Source organism: Flavonifractor sp. AGMB03687 (assembly GCF_017811815.1).
GTDB lineage: Bacteria > Bacillota > Clostridia > Oscillospirales > Oscillospiraceae > Flavonifractor.
Genome location: NZ_JADKZI010000001.1, coordinates 25,803 through 49,287, shown reverse-complemented (window position 1 = coordinate 49,287; position 23,485 = coordinate 25,803). Strand labels below are relative to the sequence as shown.

Genomic DNA, 23,485 nt, shown 5'->3' with positions numbered 1-23,485 from the left:
AAGAGGGAACATCTTGCCAGTTTTTCCACAAATCCTTGCCGCACAAGGAGTTTCCGTTTTTTCAATGGCTACTGGTAGCCGCCGGGTAGCCACAGGTTGCCACCAGAAATGAGCAAAAAAAGAGAACCGGAACTCTGTAACAGAGTTCCGGTTCTTTTTACACGTTATGTGGCTTGAGCCGCCTCGGATTAGCCGATGCCGCCCAGAGCAGCGCCGGCCACCAGGGCCACGATGCACAGGGGGACATAGACGAACTTGCCCAGAGGCAGGAACCACTTGCCGATCGGCTTCTTGGCGCCCTCGTTGATGGCAGCCAGAGCCTTCTCCTTGGTGAGGACCCAGAAGAACATGACACCGGCCAGAGCAGCGCCCAGGGGGCAGATGTAGATGGACACGGCGTCCATCCAGGGAGAGGTGATGCCCTGGATGCAGACGGCGATGATAGCGCCGATGACACCGATGGTGAGCACGGCAGGCAGACGCTTGAAGTGGAACACTTCCTGCAGGGTGGCCGCGGGGGCCTCATACAGGTTGATGATGGAGGACACGCCGGCAAACAGGACGCAGATGAAGAAGATAGCGCCCACGATACGGCCGCCAGGCATGCCGTTGAACACGTTGACCAGCCACACGAACATCAGGCCAGGGCCACCCTTGGTCAGGTCGCCGCCGCCGACGGCCATGGCGGGGATGATAACGAAGGCAGCCAGCAGGGCAGCCAGGGTATCGAAGATGGCCACGTTGCGGGCGGAGGAACCGATGTCTTCGTTCTTGGGCAGGTAGGAACCGTAGATCACGGAGCCGTTACCAGCCACGGACAGGGAGAAGAACGCCTGACCAAAGGCAAAGATCCAGACGTTGGGGTTGAGCAGACCGGCGGGATTCAGGGTCAGGATGTACTTGTAGCCCTCGGAAGCGCCGGGCAGAGTGGCGATGTAGACAGCCAGGATCAGGAACAGACCGAACAGAACGGGCATCATGATCTTGTTGGCCTTCTCGATGCCGCCGGAAACACCCAGCGCCATGATGACGATGGAGACCACCAGACCAATGACCAGCCACAGAGTGTTGCCGGCCTCGCCGCTGAACACGGTCTTAACACTCTCGATGAGGTTGGCATTCTCGGGAGCGATAGCACCGAAAGCGCCGCCGATGGTAGCCATATCGGTACCCATGGCGTACATGCTGCCGGTGATGCTGTCAAAAGCATACTTGAAGATCCAGCTCAGAACCACGGTGTAGCCGATGGCCAGACCCATGGAACCGAGAACAGGCAGCAGGCCGATGGCCTCGCCGACCTTCTTCTTGCCGGTGCGGTCCTCAGTGGCATAGCCAAAGGCACCGATGGGGCCGGCGCCAGCGGCACGGCCCAGAGCGAACTCTTCCATAACACCGGACATACCGATCAGAACGACAAACAGGAAATAGGGCAGCAGGAAGGTCATACCACCGTAAGTGGAGACCATGATGGGGAAACGCCAGATGTTGCCCATGCCTACGGCGGAGCCGATACAGGCAAGGATGAAGCCCCATTTGCTCTTAAAACCGTCGCGGGTTTCTAAGGTCTTATCAGGAGCTGCCATAAACTCTAACCTCTCTTCTCATTTAAAATAAAGGCAGGGAACGCGATCCCGGGTCATCACACCGATCCGGCTATGCGTACAGAGGCTGAATATGGGAGATGGCAGGGATCTTGTTCCACACGGAAACGCCGCAGCACACCTTTTTCAAAACAGAAAGGCGGCGCCCAACGAACGATCTATGAAGTTCGTGGGCGCCGCCGTTCATTGTGTCTGCATGCTTCCGCGTGATGCAGTTACGTCACATTGTTACAATGTGCAGCGCGTCTTACTTCTCCTCGTTGGGGTAGGGCTCGAGGAAAGCGTGGAAGTGACGCATGGGCAGCTTGTGGCCCCAGACGATGCGCATGTTGGGGATGGACTCACGGTCCTTGTACAGCTGAGCAACAGCGGCGATGACGTAGTCCAGGTGCTCCTTGGTCAGGCGGCTACGGTCGATAGCGAAGCGGACCACGTTGGCCAGCTCAGCCTGCTGCTCGGGAGTCTTCAGGTCGTACTCCATGGAGAAGTCGCCCAGCTCGGACACGCGGATACCATAGCGACGGATCAGCTCCAGAGAGAAGCCGGTGCCGGCGAAGGTGGTGTGATCGCGCTTGCCGTCGAAGAACTCGTCCATGTTGATGTACACAGCGTGGCCGCCGGCGGGCAGAACGACACCCTTAACGCCGTTCTTGTAGAAGCCCTGAGCCAGGTACTCACACTGCATGGCACGGTCATGCTGATAGTTGAAGTCGCAGGACTCATAGAGGCCAGCAGCCAGAGCCATGATGTCACGGCCGGACATGCCGCCGTAGGAGTCGTTGCCGTAGCAGGAGATCTGCTTAACCTTGATGAGCACGCCCACGTCGGTCTTCACGGTGCCGTCCTCGTTGAAGTCGGAGAACTTCTTCCAGAACAGGCCCTTGTCGCGGAAGGCCAGCATGCCGCCCATGTTGGCGTGGCCGTCCTTCTTGGCGGACATGGTGAAGGCGTCGCAGTAGGAGAACATCTCGGTGGCGATCTCAGCGATGGACTTGTCGGCGTAGCCTTCCTCGTTCATCTTGATGTAGTAGGCGTTCTCAGCCCAACGAGCCACGTCGAAGACCAGAGGAATGTCATACTTGTGAGCCACACGGTTGATCTCGCGGATGTTAGCCATGGAAACAGGCTGGCCGCAGATCGGGTTGTTGGTGATACAAGTGAAGATCAGGGGCACGTTGTCCACACCCACGGCGTTGATCAGCTGCTCCAGCTTCTCGATGTCCATGTTGCCCTTGAAGGGGTTCTTCTCATACTTGCCGCCTTCGGGAACTTCGTACAGCAGCTCCTTGTTGTACAGGTTACGAGGCACGGAACCCATCTGCTTGATGTTGCCCTCGGTGGTGTCGAAGTGGCCGTTGGAGGGGATGGTGAAGACCTTGCCGGGATGACGGGCAGTCAGGATCTTCTTCACGATCTCCATCAGCACGGACTCAGCGGCACGGCCCTGCTGGATGATGAAGGAGTTGGGGCGCTCCATCTGCTTGGCGCCGCCGTTGAACAGGCCGCCCTCGTACTCGCAGAGGAACAGCTCGTCCATCATCTTCTCCAGGTCGCGGCAGTCGGTGCGGACCAGGTCGATGCTCTTCTTCCAGTTCTTCTCGCCGCCGCGCTCGAAGATGTCGCGGAAGGTGTCCAGCAGGACATAGTAACCGGTGTTACGGCCATAGGCCTCATCGCCCAGGAACAGGGTAGCCCACTGCTGGTTGGTCATGGCGGTGGTGCCGGAGTCAGACAGCATGTCGACGGTCAGCAGGCCGGAGGGGAAGGAGAACTCGTTCCAGTGGGTGGCGTTCAGGGCGCGCTCACGCTGCTCGACAGTGGCCTGGGGCAGGTCACGCACGGCAAACGCGCAGTGCTGGGGCATCTCAACATCCTGAGCCAGAGGGTAGTGCTTCACATTCTTGTCCATTTTATTTACCTCCATAATTTAGGCGCTTGGCGCCATCATTTTATTAGAGGATACCCCGGTCGTCGGGAGCCGGCTCTTCCGGCTCCTTCAACAGGCGGACAGTAACCTTTCCGAATGTTGTGTAGTACGTGTAGGGCTGTGTGACTTACTTGACTGCGATGACCTCGATCTCCACGAGGGCGTCCTTGGGCAGACGAGCAACCTCAACAGCGGAGCGAGCAGGATAGCCGCCCTCGCCGAAGAAGGTGGCGTACACCTCGTTCATGGCGCCGAAGTTGTTCATGTCGCTGAGGAACACGGTGGTCTTGATGACCTTATCCATGCCCAGGCCAGCCTCGGCCAGGATGGACTTCACGTTGGTGAGGGACTGACGGGTCTGCTCCGCGATGCCCTCGGGGAACGCGCCGGTAGCGGGATCGATGGGCAGCTGGCCGGAAGTGATGACCAGATTGTCGATCTCAACAGCCTGAGCGTAGGGGCCAATAGCGGCGGGAGCCTTATCAGTGTTGATAATTTTCTTCATTTTGCTAACCTCCCTTCTTTTTTCCGAGATAAATTTATCACCGTCGAACCCAAATGTCAACCACTTTTTGTTTATTTTATGCTAACAAACATTTTGGTACCCTTCTTTTTTGGTGGTTTAATAGAACCACTGGCAAAGTGCTCAGAAATTTTTATCATTTCTTGTAAGAAATTATTATCAAAACTTTTTGCGAACCACTTGAAAATAAGGTATACTATAGGTAAGTTTCAGGAATCCTGCGGTACGTACCATCGCCGCACCCCCAAAAAAAGGATTGAGGTGATCGTATGGGCAGTGCATTGCTTTCCTACTATGTCAGGCTGACGGAGTTCCTGGGCCGCGCGCTGGGTCCGGACTACGAGGTAGCGCTCCATGACCTGACGGACGACCATTGCTCCATCATTGCCATCGCCAACAATCATGTCAGCGGCCGGGAAGTGGGGGCGCCTCTGACGAATGTTGGACTGAAGGTGCTGAAAGACAAAAGCTACGAACAGACCGATTATATGCTCCACTATCCCGGTGTATCCGCCTCCGGAAAATCCCTGCGCTCCTCCACCCTGTTCATCAAGGACGGCGAAGAGCTGGTGGGCATGCTGTGCATCAACTTTGACGACAGCCGCTTCCAGTCGGTCAGCGAACAGATCATGCAGCTGTGCCACCCGGACAGCTTTGTGGAGACCAGCTTCCAGTTTGACGAGGGACGGGTCAACGACATCCGTCACACCTCCACCGCCGCGGAGCGATTCCACAACTCCATCCACGGTGTGGCGGGCGACGCGGTCTCCCGGGAGCTGAGCCAGATGGGCCTCACCGCCGACCGGCTCACCGCCGATGAACGGCTGGGCATCGTGGCCGCCCTGGAGCCCCAGGGTATTTTCCTTCTGAAGGGGGCCGTAAAAGAGGTGGCGGACACCTTACAATGTTCCCAGGCCACCATTTACCGCTATCTGGCCCAGGTGCGGAAGGAGTCTTCCGAATCCACAGGCACCGACGATTAAACAAAAAGACGACAGGATCCGTTGGATCCTGTCGTCTTTTTTCGTTTGGATACTCAGCCGCACAGGTCGATAATGGCCTGGGCAAAGATTTTGGCAGCGGTGAGCTGATCGGCGATGCAGGTATGCTCGTCGGGACCGTGCATGTTGCCGTTGAAGCCGGGCATGGCGCAGCCGAAGGCCACGCCGCCGGGGATCTCGTGGACGTAGGTGCCGCCGCCGATGGCCAGGCACTCGCCCTTGTTGCCGGTGTACTGCTCATAGCACTTGAGCAGGGTCTTGACCAGCGGGGTGTCGGCGGGAGTATAGTGGGGCTCCTGCATGCCGCCCTCGGCGGTAAAGCCGAACTTGGCAAAGGAGGCCTCGGTGACCTTTTGGCAGTTGTCCTCGTTGGCGCACACCGGCACCCGGCTGTCGAACTGGCCGGACAGGCCGGTCTCGTTCATCTCCAGCAGGGAGAAGGCCAGGGTCAGGGGGCCGGACAGCTCGTCGGCCTGGGCGATACCCAGGGCCTTGCCGGCGCAGTCGCCGTGGGGGAAGAGGGCGTTGAGGGCGTGAAGGGCCGCGGTGGAGCCCACCTTGGCCAGAGGCAGGGCGCACAGCAGGTGGATCAGGCCGGTGATGGCGTTGACGCCCTCCTCGGGGGTGGAGGCATGGGCGCCCTTGCCCTTGCACAGGATGTGCAGGTCGTCCCCATGCTGGGTGAGCTCGTAGGTAACGCCGGTCTCGGCGGCAGCTGCCTCACAGTAGGGCTCGGCCGCCTCATCGGACAGGCCGGTCACCACGCAGGAGGCCTCGGGAGGCAGCACGTTGATGCGGAAGCCGCCGTGAAACTCGGTCACCCGGGGGGTGGCGCTCTCCGCCGCCCAGGTCTTGGTGAACACCGGCTTGTAGCTGCCCTTCTCCAGGTTGATGACAGGGAACTCGCCGTCGGGAGAGAAGGTGCAGGGGGCATAGGGCTCCTTATTATAATAGTAGGCGATATCCTCAGAGCCGCTCTCCTCGTCGGTGCCCAGCAGCAGGCGGACGTTCTTCTTCAGGGGCACCCCCAGGTCCTTGACGGCCTGCATGGCCAGCAGGGCGGCCACGGCGGGACCCTTGTCGTCGTCGGTGCCACGGCCGTACAGCATGCCGTCCACCTCCACAGGGGCGTAGGGCTCGGTCACCGTCCAGCCGGTGCCCTCCCCCACCACGTCCAGGTGGCACAGGATGTGGAGCTGGGTCTCCTGGTCGTTGAAGTCCACGGCGCCCACATAGTTGTCATAGTTCTTGGTGGCAAAGCCCAGCTCTCCGGCCAGCTTCAGGGCTTCCGCCAGGGCGGCGGCAGGGCCGGGGCCGAAGGGCATGCCGGGCTGAGCCTCCTCCCGGACGCTGCGGATGCGCACCAGCCGGGAGATGGACTCCACCAGCTGCTGCCGGCGGGCCGGGTCGTCAAAATAGGCGTTGATTTTATCCTGATACATGGGTGTTAATCCTCCTTTGGTTGTTCCTCCTCGCCGGCGGCGCCGGTCAGCTCCCCCAGGTATTTGTACACCGTGTACCGGGACACCTGGAGCCGCTTGGCCACAAAGGGCACCGACTTACGGAAAGAGAAGGCGTTTTTCTGGTCCAGCAGGGCGATGATCTTCATCCGGTCCCGCTTGGTCAGGGCGTTCACCGGCTTGCCCACCGCCGCCAGACATTCCTCAAAGATCTGGGTCAGCTGGCCCTCCCCGCCGTGCCACATGGCGCTTTGCAGGTCGGCCTCGGCGCTCATCAGGTCCACCAGGATGCGGTTGGCGTACACCAGCGAGCTGTAGTCGAAGTTGATGCCCAGGGCCAGGTTGAAGTCCTCCCCGATGAGGTGGAAGGTGCTGCTCTTGATCTGCTGACCCGAGGGGGTGGTGGCGTACAGGTTGACGAAGTCGGTGACCAGGGCATCCCGGTCCAGCTCCTTGGCGGTACCCAGGATGTCCATGGTGGAACCTACCGTCCGCCCGGACACATGGCCGTTATAAATGGACAGAATGGGGTGCCTGGGGTCCCCCATGTCGTGGACCAGAGTCTCGCAAGTGGAGCCGAACATCTCCGCGATTCCCCGGGCAGTGCGGTCCAGAAATTCAAAGGCTTCCTCCCGATCCATTGGTTCACTTCCTCTTTCTTTTGGATTCCAGTCCAGATTGTACTCTGAACCGGCTGAAAATGCAAGGCTTAGGCCTGGCGGTAGCTCTGGAACTTGCCCAGCACCGCCTCCAGCTCCTCCGCCGTCAGGTTGATCCCGCCCCCGGCCTGCTTGGTATAGTAGTAGACCTTAGCCAGAAACTCCAGCTGCTGGGCGGCATCAAAGGCAAAGGACAGGCTGCCCCCCACCGCCAGCAGGCCGTGATTGCCCAGCAGGCAGGCGTTGTACTGATCCTTCATGCCCTCCCAGGCCGCCTCGGCCAGCTCCAGGGAGCCGAAGGGGTAGTAGGGGATGCAGGGCACCTGCCGCCCGGCGTAGGCCACCAGATAGTGGACCGGCTCAATGGGCCAGCGCAGGCAGGAGAGCACGGTGGCAAAGGTGGAGTGGGTGTGGACCACTCCAGTCACATCCTGCCGCCGCTGATAGAACAGCCGGTGGAGATCCAGCTCGCTGGAGGGCTTGCGCTTGCCGTCCACCACCTTGCCCTCCAAATCGGTGACCACCACGTCCTCCGGCGTGGTGAGAAAATAGTCCATGCCCGAGGGGCTGATGGCCATGAGGCCGCTCTCCCGGTCAAATACACTGAGGTTGCCGAAGGTACCGTCGGTGAGTCCGGTGGTGACCAGCTTCTTACCGTACTCCACCACCAGCTCCCGCTGCTCCTGTAACAGCATACACAAGACTTCCTTTCCATATCCGCTTTTCTTCAAGCATACGGAAATTGAACGCTCAAGTCAAGCCTTTGCATTGACATCGGTTCCCCCCGCGCATAAAATGGACACAGATAAGGAGGAACCCAACATGACCATGGAAACCCTGCGCTTCGCCCTGGGGGGCGTTGCCGCTTACCGACATATTCTGGAGACCCCTGAACTCCATTTGGTGCGCTCCCTGCTGGACAAGCTGGCCCGGCAGGACAGCGCCGGTGCGGCGGAGGACTACGCCGCCCTGTTTTACGCCCTGCGGGCCGGAAACTACGCCGGTCTGGGGGACTGGCTCCACGACCAGCTGCGTTACACCGAGTCCCCCTACGCCCGGCTGGCCGAGGAGGGGGGCTCCGACCCCGCCCTGGAGGGGGCCGCCCGCCGGGATGTGGAGCTCTTCACCCAGCTGTGCCGCCTGGACTGCGGCCGCCTCATCTCCGCCATGGCGGAGCAGGCCGGTGCCGCCCTACTGCCGGTGCTGGAGGGGCTGCCCCGCTGGCCCGCCGGCTGTCCTTTTACCTTTGAGGAGCTGACCGACTTCTACCGCACCCACGGCTCCGGCCTCTTCGCCCGCAGCCGTGCCTTCCTGTGGGAGGACGGGGAGCTCTTCCCGGTGGATCAGCCCGACTGCCCCACCCCCGACGAGATGATGGGCTACGAGCTTCAGCGGGATCAGGTCATCGCCAACACCCAGGCCCTGCTGGAGGGACACCACGTCAACAACGTGCTGCTCTTCGGCGACAGCGGCACCGGCAAGTCGGCCACCGTGAAGAGCCTGCTCTCCCGGCCCGGCTTTGAGGATCTGCGGCTCATCGAGGTGCAGAAGGAAGGGCTGGCCGATATGCCCCGGCTTATCCGCACCCTGGGCGGCCGGCGGCTCAAGTTTATCCTGTTCATCGACGATCTGGCCTTTGACCAGGACGACACCACCTATTCCGTCATGAAGACCATCCTGGAGGGCGGCCTGGAGCGCCGTCCCGCCAACGTGGCCATCTACGCCACCTCCAACCGCCGCCACCTGGTGCGGCAGACCTTCTCCGACCGGGCGGGAGACGAGGTGGACGCCAGCGAGACCATCCAGGAAAAGACCTCCCTGGCCGAGCGCTTCGGCCTGCGTATCCCCTATCTGGCCCTGAACAAAGCCGACTTCCTGGACCTGGTGGAGCGGATGGCCGCCCAGTCCGGCATCACTATGGACAGGCAGGCCCTGCGCACCGGCGCCGACCGCTGGGAGATGCGCCACCCGGGAAGAACGCCCCGCACCGCCAAGCAGTACATCGCCAGCCTCAGTCTCACCTAAGCCATCCATGCCCCACAAAAAGGAAAGGAGCATACCTATGAGAGGAAACCTGCTGAAAAAGATCCTGGCCGGACTGATGTCCGCCGCCCTGCTGGCCGTCCCCGCTCTGGCGGCGGAGCCCCAGCAGCCCGCCGCCTGGGCCGTGAGCCAGCTGGCCGACAGCTACGCTCTGGGTCTGGTGGACGACAACTATACCTCTTATATTGAGAGCCCGGTGACCATGGAGCAGCTGGAGTCCATGACCGACGTGGTGGCCGCCAAGCTGGCTCTGCTGGAGCTGGACCAGCGGACGGCGGACGCCGTGGGCCTGGTGGTGGACACCACCAGGGGCGGCGTCATGAACGCCCTCTACCAGGAGGCCGCCGCCTATGAGCTGCCCGGCGTGGAAAAGGGCACCACCGCTTTCCTCACCAGCCTTGGGGTGGTGAAAGGCGGCTCCGCCGGTGACCTGGCTCTGGAGCGCACCTGCACTTATCAGGAGGCCATGGTCATGGCCAACCGGCTCATCCTGGCGGTCTACGACCAGCAGGACGCCGGGTCCAAGGGTCTGCTGTGGAAGGCCACCAACGGGGATAATACCCTGTACCTGCTGGGCACCATACATCTGGACCGGGACAACGTCTATCCCCTCCATAAATCCCTGCGGGACGCCATCCAGGCCTCCGAGGAGGTCATCTTTGAGCTGGACCTGAACGACCAGGAGGGCATCGCCCTGCTCCAGAGCATGCAGACCTACAGCGACGGCACCACTCTGGCCGACCACATCAGCCCCGAGCTCTACCAGCGGGTGCAGACCGCCGCCGCAGCCCTGGGCATGGGCGCCGATGCCCTGGACCTCTACAAGCCCTGGGCTCTGGCCTCCACCTTCTCCACCCTCAGCATGATGGATGACTCCACCAGCACCAACGCCATGGCCATCGACAGCTATGTGAACGCCGCCGCGGTCAATTCCGGCAAGGCCATCGGCGCGGTGGAGACCTACGCCTTCCAGGGCGGCATCTTTGACGGACTTTCCGCCGAGTACCAGGAGGCCTACCTGGACGCCGCCCTGTCCGCTCTGGAGGCTTCCCTGTCCGGCACCACCTCCTCCGAAGTGGAGGAGGGCCTCCAGCAGCAGGAGGAGATGCTCTCCGGTATGTTTGCTGCCTGGAAGGACCGGGACCCCGCCGCCTTCTCCCAGGTATACGACAAGGCCGCCATCATCAACAGCACCGATGAGCTCAACTCCAAGCTCTTTACGGAGCGGGATCCCGGCATGATCCAGGCCGCCGCCAAGTACCTGGAGACCGAGGGCAGCCACACCTACTTTATGGCGGTGGGCGCCGGCCACATGGTGGACCCGGGCGGCATCGTCAGCGGACTGAAAGAACTGGGCTACACCGTAGAGCTGGTGCTCTGAGCTTCTTCATCCCCGAAAGGAGTATCCCATGATCCTGAAAGGAACCTTCCTCCACGCCCCCACCCTGGGGGAGCTGGAGATCCGACCCAACGCCTATCTGGTCACCAAGAATACTGCGGTAGTGGGGCTGTACGATACCCTGCCGCCGGAGTATGAGGGCCAGCCGGTGACCGACTGGGGGGACGCCCTCATCATCCCCGCCTTTACCGACTTGCACATCCACGCCCCCCAGATCATCAACCGGGGCATCGGCTATGACAAGGAGCTGCTGCCCTGGCTGGAGACCTACACCTTCCCGGCGGAGGCCCGCTTTGCCGACCCGGCCTTTGCCGACCGGGCGTGGAAGGCCTTCCTCAACCACCTGTGGGCGGTGGGCACCCTGCGGTTCTCCGCCTTTGCCACCATCCACAAGGAGGCCGCCTGGCGGCTGATGGAGCTCACCGAGCAGTCCGGCCTGCGGGGCCTCATCGGCAAGGTGAACATGGACCGCAACTCCCCCGACAGCCTGCGGGAGGATACCCACGCCTCCCTGGCGGACACGGAGGAGCTGATCTGCCGCAGCCGGGAGGAGCTGCGGCACACCCGCTTCATCCTCACCCCCCGGTTCGTCCCCTCCACCACCCCGGAGCTGATGGACGGCCTGGGCCAGCTGGGTGAAAAGTATGATCTGCCCATCCAGTCCCACCTGTCGGAAAACCCCAGTGAGGTGGCCTGGGTAGCCCAACTCCACCCGGACATCCCCACCTACACCCAGGTGTATGAGCACTTCGGCCTGCTGCGGCAGGACAAGACCATCATGGCCCACGCCATTCACCTGTCCGACGGCGAGAAGGATCTGCTCAAGAACAAGGGGGTCATGCTGGCCCACTGCGCCCTGTCCAACACCAACCTGTCCAGCGGCATCATGCCTCTGCGGCAGGACCTGGGGCTGGGTCTGCGCTGCTGCGTAGCCAGCGATGTGGCCGGCGGCCATACCGCTTCCATGGCCCGCAGCGTGGCCGCTACGGTGCAGACCTCCAAGCTGAATGGACTAAACCACCCCGACCAGTCCCCCCTCTCCCTGGCGGAGGCCTTCTATCTGGCCACCCGGGGGGCGGGCTCCTTCTTCGGGGACGTGGGGGCCTTCCTGCCCGGCTTTGAGTTTGACGCCCTGGTGCTCCGCCCCTCCACCCTGGACGCTCTGGTGGAGCGCACCCCCTTCGAGCGTCTGGAGCAGTTCCTCTACGACGGGGATGACCGGAACATCGCCGCCCGCTACTGCGCCGGGTCCCTGGTGGAACAGCCCTTCCCGGAGTTGGAACTGGCCTGATTCCCTGCAAAACACAAAACGCGTTGTTTTATCCGACTTGGATAAAACAACGCGTTTTCATTTTTCTTAGCGATACCGGTCCACCACGGAGCACATCTTGTCCCAGCAGGCCTCCATATCGGCCACCAGCTTGAACTGGGTACGGCACCGGTCCAGGTTCTGGCCGGGCCGGTGGATGCGGAAGTAGTGGTCCCCCTCCAGGTAATCGGTGAGGAAGCGGATACCGCACTCCAGGGTGATGAGCCGGGCGCCTCAGGGCAGGTAATCCAGCTCGGCGGGAGTAAAGGCGCCCCTGGCTCTCTCCAGGAAGCCCTCAGTATAGGCGTCAAAGAGCTTCAGGTCAAAGTTCACCTTGTCCAGATCGGTCTCGTCCTCGGCGCAGTGGTTGGCACCGAAGCGGATGGAGTCGCCGAAGTCGTTGATGGACAGGCCGGGCATGACGGTATCCAGGTCGATGACGCACACCGCCTCACCGGTGGTCCGGTCCAGCAGCACATTGTTCAGCTTGGTATCGTTGTGGGTGACCCGCAGGGGCAGTTCCCCGTTGCGCAGGGCCTGGAGCACCACGGAGCAGTCCGCCTCCCGGGCGGCCACGAAGTCCAGCTCCGGCCCCACGTCCTTCACACGGCCCATGGGATCGGCGGCCACCACTTCCTTCAGCTTGGCCAGCCGGGCCTCGGTGTCGTGGAAGTGGGGGGATGGTCTCATACAGGGTCTCCGCCGGGTAGTCCTTCAGCATCCGCTGGAACTTGCCGAAGGCCCGGGCTGAGGCGGCAAACCGCTCCGGTGTATCGGCGGACTGGAGGCACATGGTGCCCTCCAGGAAGGGATACACCCGCCAGGCGCCCCCCTCCGGGTCGCTGTAAAAACAGCTGCCGTCCTTGGCGCTGCAGAGGGAGAGGGTCTCCCGCTCGGGATCGCCCCCTTCGGCGGCGATCTCCTTCTTCAGGTAGCTGGTCACCCCGGCGATGTTGGCCATCACCTGCTCCGGGTGATGGAAGGCGCTGGGGGAAATGCGCTGGAGGATGAACCGGCGGCAGGGGTCCTCCCCCGGCTGGGTGTGGACGCAGAAGGTATCGTTGATGTGGCCGGAGCCGAAGCGCACCGCCCCCACCACCTGGCCGCCGAAATCAAAGGCGTCCAGGGCCTTCTGTAAGTACTGTTCAGCAGCTGCCATTGGTACACGCTCCCCACAGATCGTCGGGATAGAGGCCCGCCTGGGTCATGGCCTGCACCGCCGCCACCACCACCGGCTTGTCCTCCCGGTAGGTGACGCCGTACCACTTGTCGGCGCTGCGCAGCACCTTTACCCGGGCCTTGCCCTCCTCCAGCAGCTGGGTCACCACGCTGGGCAGGAAGTACTCCCCCTTCTCGGGGTTCTCGGCCAGGGTCTTGTCCAGGAAGGCAGGGAAGCGGGCCTGGGCCTCGGTGAGAAAGCTGTTGGTGAAGCCCCACAGGTTCATGGACACGATGGTGTCGCCGCTGAGATGGGTCCAGGTCTGGCCGTCGTCCTCGGTGAAGCGGGCGTCCTCCCCGTCCTTCTCAATGTGGGTGTGCTCCACCACCTCTTTCAGGTAGTGGTCCCCCTCCTCGGCGCATACGCCCCGGGCCACGTGGCCGTGCTCGGTGACGGTGTTGCCCAGGCGGTAGCCCACCATAGCATACTCATAGCAGCCGGGCTGATCGGGATGGTTCTCCAGGTACTGGTAGATCTCCCGGAACGCCTCGGGGCCGTAGTAGTCGTCGGAGTTGATGACGGCAAAGGGGCCGTCCACCACCTTGCGGGCAGCCAGCACCGCGTGGCAGGTGCCCCAGGGCTTCACCCGGCCGGCGGGCACGGCATAGCCCTCGGGCAGGTCGTCCAGCTCCTGGTAGGCATACTTCACGTCAATGACCTTGCTGAGCCGGTCGCCGATGGCGGCCTTGAAGGTATCCTCGATCTGGTGCTTGATGACGAATACCACCGTCTCAAATCCGGCCCGGCGGGCGTCATAGATGGAGTAGTCAATGATCATCTGACCGTGGTTCCCCACGGGGTCGATCTGCTTGAGTCCGCCGTAGCGGCTGCCCATGCCGGCGGCCATGACCACAAGAACAGGCTTTTTCATGCCTCTGTTTCCTTCCTTCTGTTCTCTGCTCCCTTCTGCCGGAGCGGCAAAGCAGAGCAATGATAATGTTATCAAGGGATTTATCCACGAATCCATGCTTTTTACATAAGCTTATCTATTATATACGCCTGTGGGCCATTGTGCAACGGGTGGATGGGCCTTGAACACACGATTTTCCAGAACTGGCCTTATGAAATAAGCAATATGTGACGCTTTAAGCAGGCCAGTTTCTCTGCTATACTGCACCCAGCGATATTGGAAAGGAAGTGCGGTTTTTGAAACGGATCGTCAGCATTCAGGATATCTCCTGTGTGGGAAAGTGCTCTCTGACGGTGGCCCTGCCCATCATCTCGGCCATGGGGGTGGAGTGCTCCATCATTCCCACGGCGGTTCTGTCCGCCCATACTATGTTCCCCGGCTTCACCTGCAAGGACCTCACCGACCAGATCGCGCCCATCGCCGCCCACTGGCAGGAATGCAAGCTGAGCTTCGACGCCATCTACACCGGCTATCTGGCCTCCACAGAGCAGATCGACGATGTGTGTTCCTTCTTTGATACCTTCCGGCAGGAGGGCACCCTCATCGTGGTGGACCCAGTCATGGCGGACAACGGCAAGCTCTACCCCGCCTTCGGTCCCGACTTCCCCGCCCAGATGGCCCGCGTATGCGCCAAGGCCGATCTGATCCTGCCCAACCTCACCGAGGCCAGCCTGCTCACCGGTCTGCCCTACCGCACCGAGTACGATGAGGGCCATATCAGGGAGATGCTCCAGGCACTGGCCGCCCTGGGTCCCCGGTATGTGGCTCTCACCGGCGTCAGCTCTGGGCCGGACAAACTGGGCGTCATGTACTACGACCGGGAGACCGGCCGGTACGGCAGCTACTTTGGGGAGCACCTGCCCGCCAGCTTCCCTGGAACCGGCGACGTGTTTGCCTCCACCTGCGTAGGCTCCCTTATGCGAGGCATGGAGCTGGGGGACGCCCTGGCCCTGGCCACCGACTACACGGTGGGGTCCATTCGTATGACCATGGAATCCCCCGACGCCAACTGGTACGGGGTGGAATTCGAGCGCGCCATCCCCTATCTGGTCCGGCGGCTCGGTTGAGCCTCCAAACAAAAACGAGCCCCTGCCATACGGCAGGGGCTCGTTTCATACCCTTGGAAACGTGCGGGCCTTACACAGGCTCGCTCACCACTTCAGCCTTGATCAGGTTGGTGGTACCGGACTTGCCCAGAGGCACGCCGGCGGTGATAACCACGGTCTCACCGGGCTTCACCATGCCCTCCTTGCGGGCCACGTCCACGGCCATGGAGAACATGCGGTCGGTGGAATCCACCTCGCCGGACAGCAGAGGCTTCACGCCCCAGGAGATGGCCAGCTGGCGGCGGGTAGACTCGGTCTGGCACAGGGCCAGGATGGGGCAGGCGGGACGGAAACGGGAGATCACCTTGGCGGTATAGCCGGACTTGGTGGCAGCCAGAATGGCGCTGGCATTCAGGTCCATGGCGGTCAGGCAGCAGGAGTGGGTGATGGCGTCGTTGATGCCGCCGATCTCGGGCAGCAGGTTGCGCTCGCGGAAGCGGTTCCAGTAGCGGATGGAGTTCTCGGCGGAGGTCACCACGTCCACCATGGTCTGGAGGGCCTCCACGGGGTACTTGCCGGAGGCGGTCTCGCCGGACAGCATCACGCAGGAGGTACCGTCAAACACGGCGTTGGCCACGTCGGACACCTCGGCACGGGTGGGACGGGGGTTGCGCATCATGGAGTCCAGCATCTGGGTAGCGGTGATAACGGGCTTGCCCTGACGGATGGTGGCCTTGATCATCTTCTTCTGGAGGATGGGCACCTCGTGAGCGGGGATCTCCACGCCCAGGTCGCCGCGGGCCACCATGACGCCGTCGGCGGCCTCAATGATGGCTTCCAGGTTGTCCACGCCCTCGCGGTTCTCGATCTTGGCGATGATGCGGATGTTCTCGCCGCCCTCATGCTTGTTCAGCTCGGCGCGGATGTCCTCCACGTCGCTGGCCTTCCGGACGAAGGAAGCGGCGATGAAGTCAAAGTCGTTCTCAGCTGCGAACTTCAGGTCGTCCTTATCCTTCTCGGTGAGGGAGGGCAGCATGATGCTCACGTTGGGGATGTTGATGGATTTATTGTTGGACAGGGGGCCGCCGTTCTCCACGGTGCAGAAGATGTTGTGACCCTCTACCTTCTCCACCAGCAGCTCAATCAGACCGTCGTCCACCAGGATGCGGCAGCCGGGGCCCACTTCCTCATGCAGATTCAGATAGGTAACAGACACCTGCTTCTCGTTGCCCTCCACCTCGTCGGTGCTCAGCATGAAGCTCTGGCCCTTCTCCAGGGTGATGGGGCCGTTAGCAAAGGACTTGATGCGGATCTCAGGGCCCTTGGTGTCCAGAATGGTAGCCACGGGGCGGCCCAGGGTGTCCCGGACGGACTTCAGCATGGTCAGACGAGCCAGCTGCTCGGCATGGGTACCATGAGAGAAGTTGAAGCGGGCAGCATCCATGCCGGCCAGAATCAGCTGGCGGATGGTCTCCTCATTGTCCACGGCGGGACCCAGGGTGCAGATGATTTTTGTCTTTCTCATTTTCTACCTCCATAACAGGTATACAATATAACTCTTCAAAACCGGGACTATCATACACCAATCTTTCCGTTTTGCATAGAGGTAATTTTCATTTTAACCAGCTCCAGGAGCTTTTTATCAAAATTTTTCAAAACGGATACGCAGTAAGCATAAAAAAAGGGCTGTTCCCCAATTCAGGAACAGCCTTTTTTTCCACTATTTTGTGTTTGCTCACCCTTTTAGCGGCCCCTAAAGCTATACTACTCGGTTTATTTTTCTAGGATTCAGCCGCAGGGCGGCCAGGCAGAGGAGCACACCCAGGCAGCCGGAGACGATACAGGCCACCAGCATCAGATTGGCGCCGCCTAAATCCAGCGTCCAGCCAGCTAACACGCCGCCCATCATGCCGCCCAGGCCGTTAGAGGCCACCATCATGACGGTCTGGCCCCGGACCCGGTCGGCTTCGGGCACCGACTCGTTGACGAAGTACACCGAAGCCGGGGTAAACAGGCCGTAGCCCAGCACCTGAATGGGCTGCACCGCCAGCACCCCCAGGCAGTTGAAGGTGAGCAGCAGCAGCACACCCTTTAAGGTACCGAAGATCATGCTCAGCAGCAGCAGCTTTCCGCTGCCCAGCCGCCGCAGCAGCTTTTGGAAGAAAAAGGCGGTGGGCAGCTCGGAGGCCCCCATGAGGAAGAGGGCGATGCCCAGGTCGGACTCACTGCCTCCCCGGCTGGTGACGATGTTCACCAGGAAGTTGGACAGGGGCATGATACCGGTAAGGCCCAGGAACACGCCGGCCAGCATGAGGGTGAACCGGGGATTGCTCCGCAGCAGGGACAGGGCGGACTGGGGCTTGGGCCCCTCCTCTTCCGCCGTCCGGATTTTGCCCCGGTAGGCCGGGTAGGTGGCCACCAGCAGGATCTCCACCGCCACCAGGACCAAGTGGGTCACCAGGGTGCTCTCCAGCCCCAGCCGTCCGGACTGGAAGCCCAACACCACACATACCACCGCATAGGCCAGGGAGCCGATGCCCCGGCCCAGGCTGTAGCGGATGGGCATACCCTCATTGATAAACTGCACCGCCATGGCGTCCATCAGGGGGTAGGAGGACACCTCCAGGCCGCCGATGATTACCCACACCAGGGTGGTCTCCCACAGACCCATGTCCGGCGAGAGCCAGTACCACACCCCGGCGATGAGGGAGAGGGACATGGACAGGGTGACGATATGCTTCAGGGGCAGGCGGGGATGGCGGTCCGCAAAGCCGCCCAGCAGGGGCTGGAACACGATGCCCGCCAGGCAGCGCACCGCTGTCATCAGTCCCGCCTCGCTGTTGCTGAAGCCGCGCTCCAGCAGCAGTGCGGTCTGATAGGCCACAATGGCGGCAAACATGGCCCAGAACCCCGCCTGCATGGCAATATAGTGATAGTCCAGCCGCCGCAGGGAGGGCATCCGCTCACTCACTTCCACACTGTTCACTCCGTTCCGTTAAAGGCAAACATATTCTCCAGCCCGGTGGAGCTGGCGGCATACATAGTGATCACCAGATCGGGCTCCAGGCTCTCAATGGTGTCCATCAGATCCCCCTGGTAGTAGCGCAGGTCGATGGTGGTCAGCTCCGAGCAGGACAGGGCCAGGAAGGGAGCCAAAGCGCAGGAGAAGGACTCCCGCAGCAGCACGATCTTGGGCCCCTTGGGGTTTTTGTGGTTGGTCATGGTGGCCAGACCATAGTCGCCGCCGGAATAATAGGTGTAGGGGTTGCCGTTGAACCAGTCCTTCTTCGCCACCCGCTCGGGGAAACACACCGACTGGTTGAAAGAGCCGGTGCGCTCAAAGCCGCCGTCGGGACTGGAATAGGTCAGTTCCGTCTTGAATTTGGGGGTATAGATGGTAAAGTCGTCCACCCCGGCGTAGAGGGAGCCCACCCGCTTGCCCTGGCTGCCCAGGAAGTAGTCGTCCAGCACGGTGGTGCTCCAGTTGGCGGGATCGGTGAGGGTGGAGGAGGTCACAAAGCCGTAGCGGTCATCCAGCAGCTGGGCCAGATTCTGCCAGGCAAAGAAGGCGGCCTCCGGCTTCCAGTGGTGGTCGGTGTTGAAGAACCAGCCGGAGTAGATACCGTTGCTCTCAAAGAGGGGCCGCAGGTCAAAGGAGCTGACGTCCCACCGGTCCAGCTCTTCCAGGAAGGCGTCGGCGGTGGTGTTGCCGTTCTCCTCCATGCCCACCGGCAGCAGGTCCTGCCCCCGCTGGATCTTCTGGGGGGCCATGACGAAGAGGTAGGGAATGTCCAGCTCCGCCAGCTGGTCGGCGAAGTCCGCCGTGGCGGCGGCATTGGCCTCCACGCTCTCCGCCGGTTCCGCGGTGCTGTTGGGCTTGACGAAGTTCAGCGCACCGGTATCCAGTTTGACCACGGTGTTTTCTTGCACCGCGTCCTCCACCATCCGGCGGCCGGTGAGCCGCTGGACGCCGCCATAGAGCTGGATGAACAGGTGGTCCCGGTCCAGGTCCTGGTTGACGGCGGTCTCCGCCCCCGCCAGGAAGGTGGTCACATCCTTATCCTTGGCAAAGCTCTTCAGCAGGGTCTCAAAATTGCCTTCTCCCCCCAAAAAGGAGGTGGCCAGCATGAAAAAGCCGCCCGCCGCCATCAGCAGGAAGAGAAGCGCGGTTATGGTATAGCGTCGTTTCATGTAGCTGCTCCTTATCAGAAGTTGAAGTAGATGAAGGGGTTATAGGTGCCCTTGATGATGAAGCTGGCCGACACCAGGAACACCCCGGCAATGAGCAGGGCGTAACCCACGTCCAGCAGCACACAGTTGTGCTTGTCGGCCCAGGCCCGCACCTTGGGGACCACCGGGGCGGAAAACACCACCGCCGCCAGCAGAGGCAGCCAACACTCGGTGAGGTAGAGCACCGTCAGCCCATCCCCCAGCCCGGCACCGAAGCCGAACATGGCCTTGAAATATTGCAGGGCGGCCATAATGCTCTCCGCCCGGAAGAACACACAGGTGAGCAGGAACACCATAAAGGTAAACAGCCACTTGAAGAAAAGGGGCCACCGCTTGCCCAGGCCGCCGAACTTCTCCAGCATCAGCATGGCGAAGTTGATGAGGCCCCATGCCAGGTAGGTCCAGTTGGCCCCGTGCCAGATGCCGGTGAAGAGCCACACCACAAACATGTTGCGGATCATCTTGGCTTTGGTGTCCACCCGGCTGCCTCCCAGGGGGAAGTAGACGTAGTCCCGGAACCAGGTAGCCAGAGAGATGTGCCACCGCCGCCACAGGTCGGCCAGGGAGGTGGCAATGAAGGGATAGTTGAAGTTCTCCAGGAAATGGAAGCCGAACATCTTGCCCAGGCCGATGGCCATATCGGAGTAGCCGGAGAAATCGTTGTACAGCTGGAGGATATAGGCCACCGCGCCCAGCCAGGCAAAGGACATGGTCAGTTCGTCCCCGGCCATGCCGTAGGCCCGGTCGGCAATGAGGGCCAGCTGGTTGGACAGCAGCACCTTCTTGCCCAGGCCCACCACAAAGCGGGCGCAGCCGGAGGAGAAGTCCGCCCAATTCTCCTGCCGGTTGTCGATCTGGTCGGCCACCGTCTCATACTTGACGATAGGTCCGGCAATGAGCTGGGGGAAAAAGGAGATATACAGACCCACCTTCAGGGGGGAGCGCTGTACCTGGCCCCGGTCCCGGTGGACGTCCAGCACATAGCTGAGGGCCTGGAAGGTGAAGAAGGAGATGCCAATGGGCAGCTCGATCACCGGGATCACAAAGGAGGCACCCAGGCCATTCAGAATACTCAGGGTAAACATCAGGTATTTGAATACAAAGAGAATACCCAAATTGGCCACCAGGGTGAGAAAAATGGGCAGCCGGCAGGTCTTGCCCCTGCGCTTGTTGTGGGCCACCCACAGGCCGAAGCCGTAGTTGGCCACAATGGAGCCCATCATCACCAGCACAAACCAGGGCTCGCCCCAGGCGTAGAAGAACAGAGATGCCAGCAGCAGAAAGACGTTCTGCCCTTGCCGGAATTTACGCAGGGGCAGGTAATAGATGACCAGCACCAGCGGCAAAAAGAGAAACAGGAAGATGGAACTGGAAAAAAGCACGCAGTTGCCTCCTTTAAGTTAGGTAACGCCCCACCAGGGGGATCTTGGAGATGAGCCAGGCCACGGCAAAGGAGCACAGGAACACTGCCACGGTCAGAAGGGGCACCGCCAGGGCGGTGGGGAAAGACAGTACGGTGATGTTCAGCCGGTCCAGTACAATGAGGAAAAAGACATGGACCAGATAGACCCCGAAGGACACCTTTGCCACGCCGGAGATCCGCTGGCGGCGGGAACGCTCCTCACTGACCCCCAGCACATAGCGGAAGAAGACGAAGACCGCCACACTCATTAAGACGATGTTGGGGCTGTCATAGTTGTAGAGGGTCTGAATCAGCTCTCCCCGTCTCTGGGACAGCCAGGCGGTACCGCCCACGGTAGCCGCCGCCCCCAGCGCACCCAGAATGTAGATGATATATTCCGCCGCCCGGTTCAGGGTGTAGTTCTTCAGATAGTAGCCCAGCACATAGTATCCCACATAGCCCATCACCAGGTGGATATTCAGATTGTTCACCCACAGGCTGATGGTCTGGCTGGGCCGCAGCCGCAGCAGGGTGGGCAGCACATTGGCAAACAGGAACACCAGCAGGAAAAACCAGTGGAAGTCTCCCCGGCTGGCGCCCCGCACAAAGGCCCGCAGAATGGGGGTGATCAGATAGAGGCCGATCATCATATACAAAAACCACAGGTGGAAATGGGTCTTGCCCAGCAGCACCTGATGAAAAGCCGTCCACAGGCTCTGCCAGCTCAGGCCGGATGCCGCGATCTGTACCTCCAGGGCGTAGGCGGCACCCCACACCAGCAGAGCCACCGCCAGCCGCAGGATGTGGCCGAACACCAGCTTGGAGGGAGACAAATTGTGCTTGGGATCCAGCAGAAACATGCCGGAGAGCATGATAAACACCGGTACGCACCAGTGGGTCAGTCCGTCATACGCATTGAGGACGTGAAACTCCACCGATCCTACCGGTACATTGCCCAGTTGGGAGCCCGCCAGATGCAGCACGATGACTGCCAGCATGGCGGTCACCCGCAGCAGGTCGGCGTAGGCCAGCCGGCCACCTGTCACGGTCTTGCTCATGGTATCAGGCCTCCGCGGGCACGATTTCGATCCAATATCCGTCCGGGTCCTCGATGAAGTAGATGCCCATGGCCGGATTCTCAAAGCACACGCAGTCCATGGCCTTGTGGCGCTCCAGCAGCTCCTCATAGCGGTCGGTGAGGAAGGCTAGGTGGAACTCCTGCTCGCCCAGGTCATAGGGCTCGGTGCGGTCCCGCAGCCAGGTCAGCTCCAGCCGGAAGCCGGTCTCCCCGTCTCCCAGGTACACCAGCTTGAAGGAGCCGTCGTCGGCGTTCTTCTCGGCCACCGGGGTCAGCTCCAGGGCCTCACGGTAAAAGTCCAGGGACCGCTCCAGGTCCAGGACGTTAAAGTTGAAATGATTGAATTGCAGCATGATGGTTCTCCTTGCTCCGTGTTTTACTCATGATCCTCATTGGCCTTTTTGTTGATGAATTCAGGCCGCAGTTTACTATAAACGATTTTTTGCTCGCTGTACAGTCCATAATAGCCGGACAGCATGTAGGACACCGCCAGACACACCGCGAACAGGCACAGGCTCTGGCCGGTGAACATACCCAGGCTGTCCCCGGCGAAGAGCTCCAGGGAGAGCAGCAGGGAGGTGATGGGGCAGTTGGTGACGCCGCAGAAGACGCACACCATGCCAAGGCCCGCCCCGAAGGAGGGGTGGAGGCCCAGGAAGGGGGACACGGTGCAGCCGAAGGTGGCACCGGTGAAAAATACCGGCACGATCTCGCCGCCCTTGAAGCCCGCCCCCAGGGTGACGGTGGTGAAGAGCATCTTGAAGAAGAAGGCCTCCGGCCGGGCCTGTCCGCCAATGGCGGCGTGGATGATGGCTTCACCGGCGCCGTTGTAGTCATACGTACCGGGGTTCCAGATCCAAATCAGGTAGGTCAGGGCAATGACCAGGCCACCGCCCACCGCCGCCCGCACCAGATGGTTGGGCAGGAAGCGGTCGTACAGCTTGGGGGCGGCGTGCATCATGCGGCAGAAGAAGATGGACAGCAGAGCAAAGAGGATGCCCATGCCGATGACCTGCAGCAGGGTGAAGGGGCTCAGGTTGGGGATGCCCTCCAGGGTAAAGGCGGTGGGAGGCACCTCAAAGGCCTGGGCCACCCACAGTCCGATGATGGAGGCCAGGATACAGGGCACGATGGCGGCGTAATAGAGCACGCCCACGCTGGTGACCTCCATGGCAAACATGGCGGCGGTCAGCGGGGTGCCGAAGAGGGCGGAAAAGGCGGCCGACATGCCGCACATGGTGATGATGCGGCTGTCCTTGTCGTCCAGGCGCATGAGCCGGCCCACCTTGGAGGAGATGGAGCCGCCGATCTGGAGGATGGCTCCCTCCCGGCCGGAGGAGCCGCCCACCAGGTGGGTGATCATGGTGGACACAAAGACCAGAGGCGCGGTACGCAGGCGGAGGGGCTGGTTCTCCCGCACCGCCACCAGCACGAAGTTGGTGCCCCGGTCCCCCTCCATGCCGCACGCCCGGTAGAGCAGCACAATGGCAAGGCCGCCCAGAGGCAGCAGCCAGAGCAGCCAGGGGTTGTCATGCCGCAGATCGGTGACGGCGGAAAAGGCATAGTAAAAGGCGGTAGCCACACCGCCGCACAGCAGACCGCTGATCCCGCCGAAGACCAGCCATTTTACAAAGGCGGCCGGGTGCTCCAGCCACCGCTTTCCCATCCGTTCTCCCAT

20 protein-coding genes are annotated in these 23,485 nt (G+C 61.4%); 5 read left to right on the top strand and 15 right to left on the bottom strand.

Annotation, left to right across the window (positions count from 1 at the left end; all coding sequences use genetic code 11):
* Positions 1 to 188: 188 nt before the first annotated feature.
* The 3 genes from J9789_RS00205 to J9789_RS00195 form a co-directional block, all read right to left on the bottom strand.
* Entirely contained in the window at positions 189 to 1,583 is a 1,395-nt protein-coding gene (locus J9789_RS00205) for a sodium-dependent transporter (RefSeq protein WP_209341176.1), read from the bottom strand.
* Positions 1,584 to 1,848: 265 nt separating this feature from the next.
* Entirely contained in the window at positions 1,849 to 3,510 is a 1,662-nt protein-coding gene (locus J9789_RS00200; protein ID WP_209341174.1) for a tryptophanase, read from the bottom strand.
* A 145-nt stretch (positions 3,511 to 3,655) separates the two neighbouring features.
* Entirely contained in the window at positions 3,656 to 4,033 is a 378-nt protein-coding gene (locus J9789_RS00195; RefSeq protein WP_209341172.1) for a RidA family protein, read from the bottom strand.
* 287 nt (positions 4,034 to 4,320) lie between these two features.
* On the opposite strand from J9789_RS00195, the gene J9789_RS00190 reads away from it, so the two are divergent.
* Complete coding sequence (locus tag J9789_RS00190; protein ID WP_209341170.1) at positions 4,321 to 5,034, top strand: PAS domain-containing protein; 714 nt, start codon at positions 4,321 to 4,323, stop codon at positions 5,032 to 5,034.
* Between the two features lie 53 nt (positions 5,035 to 5,087).
* Here J9789_RS00190 and J9789_RS00185 read toward each other — a convergent pair whose 3' ends face one another.
* The 3 genes from J9789_RS00185 to J9789_RS00175 all read right to left on the bottom strand — a co-directional run bounded on the left by J9789_RS00185 (position 5,088) and on the right by J9789_RS00175 (position 7,866).
* Positions 5,088 to 6,494, bottom strand: a complete 1,407-nt coding sequence (locus J9789_RS00185) for a Sapep family Mn(2+)-dependent dipeptidase (RefSeq protein WP_209341168.1) — start codon at positions 6,492 to 6,494, stop codon at positions 5,088 to 5,090.
* Positions 6,495 to 6,499: 5 nt separating this feature from the next.
* The gene (locus J9789_RS00180; protein ID WP_087335439.1) at positions 6,500 to 7,153 is read right to left on the bottom strand and encodes a helix-turn-helix transcriptional regulator; all 654 of its coding nucleotides are present in this window, start codon (positions 7,151 to 7,153) and stop codon (positions 6,500 to 6,502) included.
* Between the two features lie 68 nt (positions 7,154 to 7,221).
* Positions 7,222 to 7,866 (bottom strand): L-fuculose-phosphate aldolase, encoded by a 645-nt coding sequence (locus J9789_RS00175; protein WP_209341166.1) that lies wholly within the window; start codon positions 7,864 to 7,866, stop codon positions 7,222 to 7,224.
* Positions 7,867 to 7,993: 127 nt separating this feature from the next.
* Here J9789_RS00175 and J9789_RS00170 point away from each other — a divergent pair, with 127 nt between their 5' ends.
* Genes J9789_RS00170 through J9789_RS00160 form a run of 3 tightly spaced genes read left to right on the top strand, consistent with a single transcriptional unit; the run spans position 7,994 to position 11,904 of the window.
* Positions 7,994 to 9,196 (top strand): ATP-binding protein, encoded by a 1,203-nt coding sequence (locus J9789_RS00170; RefSeq protein WP_209341164.1) that lies wholly within the window; start codon positions 7,994 to 7,996, stop codon positions 9,194 to 9,196.
* 37 nt (positions 9,197 to 9,233) lie between these two features.
* On the top strand, positions 9,234 to 10,595 hold the full coding sequence (locus J9789_RS00165; protein WP_209341162.1) for a TraB/GumN family protein: 1,362 nt from the start codon (positions 9,234 to 9,236) through the stop codon (positions 10,593 to 10,595).
* Positions 10,596 to 10,623: 28 nt separating this feature from the next.
* A complete protein-coding gene (locus J9789_RS00160; protein ID WP_209341160.1) occupies positions 10,624 to 11,904 on the top strand; it encodes an amidohydrolase family protein in 1,281 nt (426 codons plus the stop codon).
* Positions 11,905 to 12,156: 252 nt separating this feature from the next.
* Here the strand turns inward: J9789_RS00160 and J9789_RS17345 are convergent, their stop codons facing one another.
* Positions 12,157 to 12,612 (bottom strand): phosphotransferase, encoded by a 456-nt coding sequence (locus J9789_RS17345; protein ID WP_348633604.1) that lies wholly within the window; start codon positions 12,610 to 12,612, stop codon positions 12,157 to 12,159.
* A gap of 455 nt (positions 12,613 to 13,067) precedes the next feature.
* Positions 13,068 to 14,012, bottom strand: a complete 945-nt coding sequence (locus tag J9789_RS00150; RefSeq protein ID WP_209341158.1) for a sugar phosphate nucleotidyltransferase — start codon at positions 14,010 to 14,012, stop codon at positions 13,068 to 13,070.
* Positions 14,013 to 14,278: 266 nt separating this feature from the next.
* Between J9789_RS00150 and J9789_RS00145 the strand changes: the two genes are divergently transcribed.
* Positions 14,279 to 15,118 carry a pyridoxamine kinase gene (locus J9789_RS00145; RefSeq protein WP_348633603.1) on the top strand — a complete coding sequence of 280 codons (840 nt, stop codon included), beginning with the start codon at positions 14,279 to 14,281 and terminating at the stop codon, positions 15,116 to 15,118.
* A gap of 70 nt (positions 15,119 to 15,188) precedes the next feature.
* Here J9789_RS00145 and pyk read toward each other — a convergent pair whose 3' ends face one another.
* From pyk to J9789_RS00110, 7 genes are all read right to left on the bottom strand, one after another.
* Entirely contained in the window at positions 15,189 to 16,622 is a 1,434-nt protein-coding gene (pyk, locus tag J9789_RS00140) for a pyruvate kinase (RefSeq protein ID WP_209341154.1), read from the bottom strand.
* Between the two features lie 234 nt (positions 16,623 to 16,856).
* Positions 16,857 to 18,074, bottom strand: a complete 1,218-nt coding sequence (locus J9789_RS00135) for an MFS transporter (protein WP_348633602.1) — start codon at positions 18,072 to 18,074, stop codon at positions 16,857 to 16,859.
* Positions 18,075 to 18,079: 5 nt separating this feature from the next.
* Positions 18,080 to 19,288 carry a DHHW family protein gene (locus J9789_RS00130; protein WP_209341152.1) on the bottom strand — a complete coding sequence of 403 codons (1,209 nt, stop codon included), beginning with the start codon at positions 19,286 to 19,288 and terminating at the stop codon, positions 18,080 to 18,082.
* Between the two features lie 14 nt (positions 19,289 to 19,302).
* Complete coding sequence (locus tag J9789_RS00125) at positions 19,303 to 20,709, bottom strand: MBOAT family protein (protein WP_209341150.1); 1,407 nt, start codon at positions 20,707 to 20,709, stop codon at positions 19,303 to 19,305.
* Positions 20,710 to 20,722: 13 nt separating this feature from the next.
* Complete coding sequence (locus J9789_RS00120) at positions 20,723 to 21,787, bottom strand: acyltransferase family protein (protein WP_209341149.1); 1,065 nt, start codon at positions 21,785 to 21,787, stop codon at positions 20,723 to 20,725.
* 4 nt (positions 21,788 to 21,791) lie between these two features.
* Complete coding sequence (locus tag J9789_RS00115) at positions 21,792 to 22,160, bottom strand: VOC family protein (protein ID WP_209341148.1); 369 nt, start codon at positions 22,158 to 22,160, stop codon at positions 21,792 to 21,794.
* 23 nt (positions 22,161 to 22,183) lie between these two features.
* Complete coding sequence (locus J9789_RS00110; protein WP_209341147.1) at positions 22,184 to 23,485, bottom strand: chloride channel protein; 1,302 nt, start codon at positions 23,483 to 23,485, stop codon at positions 22,184 to 22,186.

What these genes read in the sequence shown, in the direction of transcription:
- J9789_RS00115 (WP_209341148.1), bottom strand. Translation starts at nt 22,160, where the DNA reads ATGCTGCAATTCAATCATTTCAACTTTAACGTCCTGGACCTGGAGCGG.
- J9789_RS00170 (WP_209341164.1), top strand. Translation starts at nt 7,994, where the DNA reads ATGACCATGGAAACCCTGCGCTTCGCCCTGGGGGGCGTTGCCGCTTAC.
- J9789_RS00160 (WP_209341160.1), top strand. Translation starts at nt 10,624, where the DNA reads ATGATCCTGAAAGGAACCTTCCTCCACGCCCCCACCCTGGGGGAGCTG.
- J9789_RS00185 (WP_209341168.1), bottom strand. Translation starts at nt 6,494, where the DNA reads ATGTATCAGGATAAAATCAACGCCTATTTTGACGACCCGGCCCGCCGG.
- J9789_RS00150 (WP_209341158.1), bottom strand. Translation starts at nt 14,012, where the DNA reads ATGAAAAAGCCTGTTCTTGTGGTCATGGCCGCCGGCATGGGCAGCCGC.
- J9789_RS00190 (WP_209341170.1), top strand. Translation starts at nt 4,321, where the DNA reads ATGGGCAGTGCATTGCTTTCCTACTATGTCAGGCTGACGGAGTTCCTG.
- J9789_RS17345 (WP_348633604.1), bottom strand. Translation starts at nt 12,612, where the DNA reads ATGAGACCATCCCCCCACTTCCACGACACCGAGGCCCGGCTGGCCAAG.
- J9789_RS00205 (WP_209341176.1), bottom strand. Translation starts at nt 1,583, where the DNA reads ATGGCAGCTCCTGATAAGACCTTAGAAACCCGCGACGGTTTTAAGAGC.
- J9789_RS00200 (WP_209341174.1), bottom strand. Translation starts at nt 3,510, where the DNA reads ATGGACAAGAATGTGAAGCACTACCCTCTGGCTCAGGATGTTGAGATG.
- J9789_RS00195 (WP_209341172.1), bottom strand. Translation starts at nt 4,033, where the DNA reads ATGAAGAAAATTATCAACACTGATAAGGCTCCCGCCGCTATTGGCCCC.
- J9789_RS00180 (WP_087335439.1), bottom strand. Translation starts at nt 7,153, where the DNA reads ATGGATCGGGAGGAAGCCTTTGAATTTCTGGACCGCACTGCCCGGGGA.
- J9789_RS00130 (WP_209341152.1), bottom strand. Translation starts at nt 19,288, where the DNA reads ATGAAACGACGCTATACCATAACCGCGCTTCTCTTCCTGCTGATGGCG.
- J9789_RS00120 (WP_209341149.1), bottom strand. Translation starts at nt 21,787, where the DNA reads ATGAGCAAGACCGTGACAGGTGGCCGGCTGGCCTACGCCGACCTGCTG.
- J9789_RS00165 (WP_209341162.1), top strand. Translation starts at nt 9,234, where the DNA reads ATGAGAGGAAACCTGCTGAAAAAGATCCTGGCCGGACTGATGTCCGCC.
- J9789_RS00110 (WP_209341147.1), bottom strand. Translation starts at nt 23,485, where the DNA reads ATGGGAGAACGGATGGGAAAGCGGTGGCTGGAGCACCCGGCCGCCTTT.
- pyk (WP_209341154.1), bottom strand. Translation starts at nt 16,622, where the DNA reads ATGAGAAAGACAAAAATCATCTGCACCCTGGGTCCCGCCGTGGACAAT.
- J9789_RS00175 (WP_209341166.1), bottom strand. Translation starts at nt 7,866, where the DNA reads ATGCTGTTACAGGAGCAGCGGGAGCTGGTGGTGGAGTACGGTAAGAAG.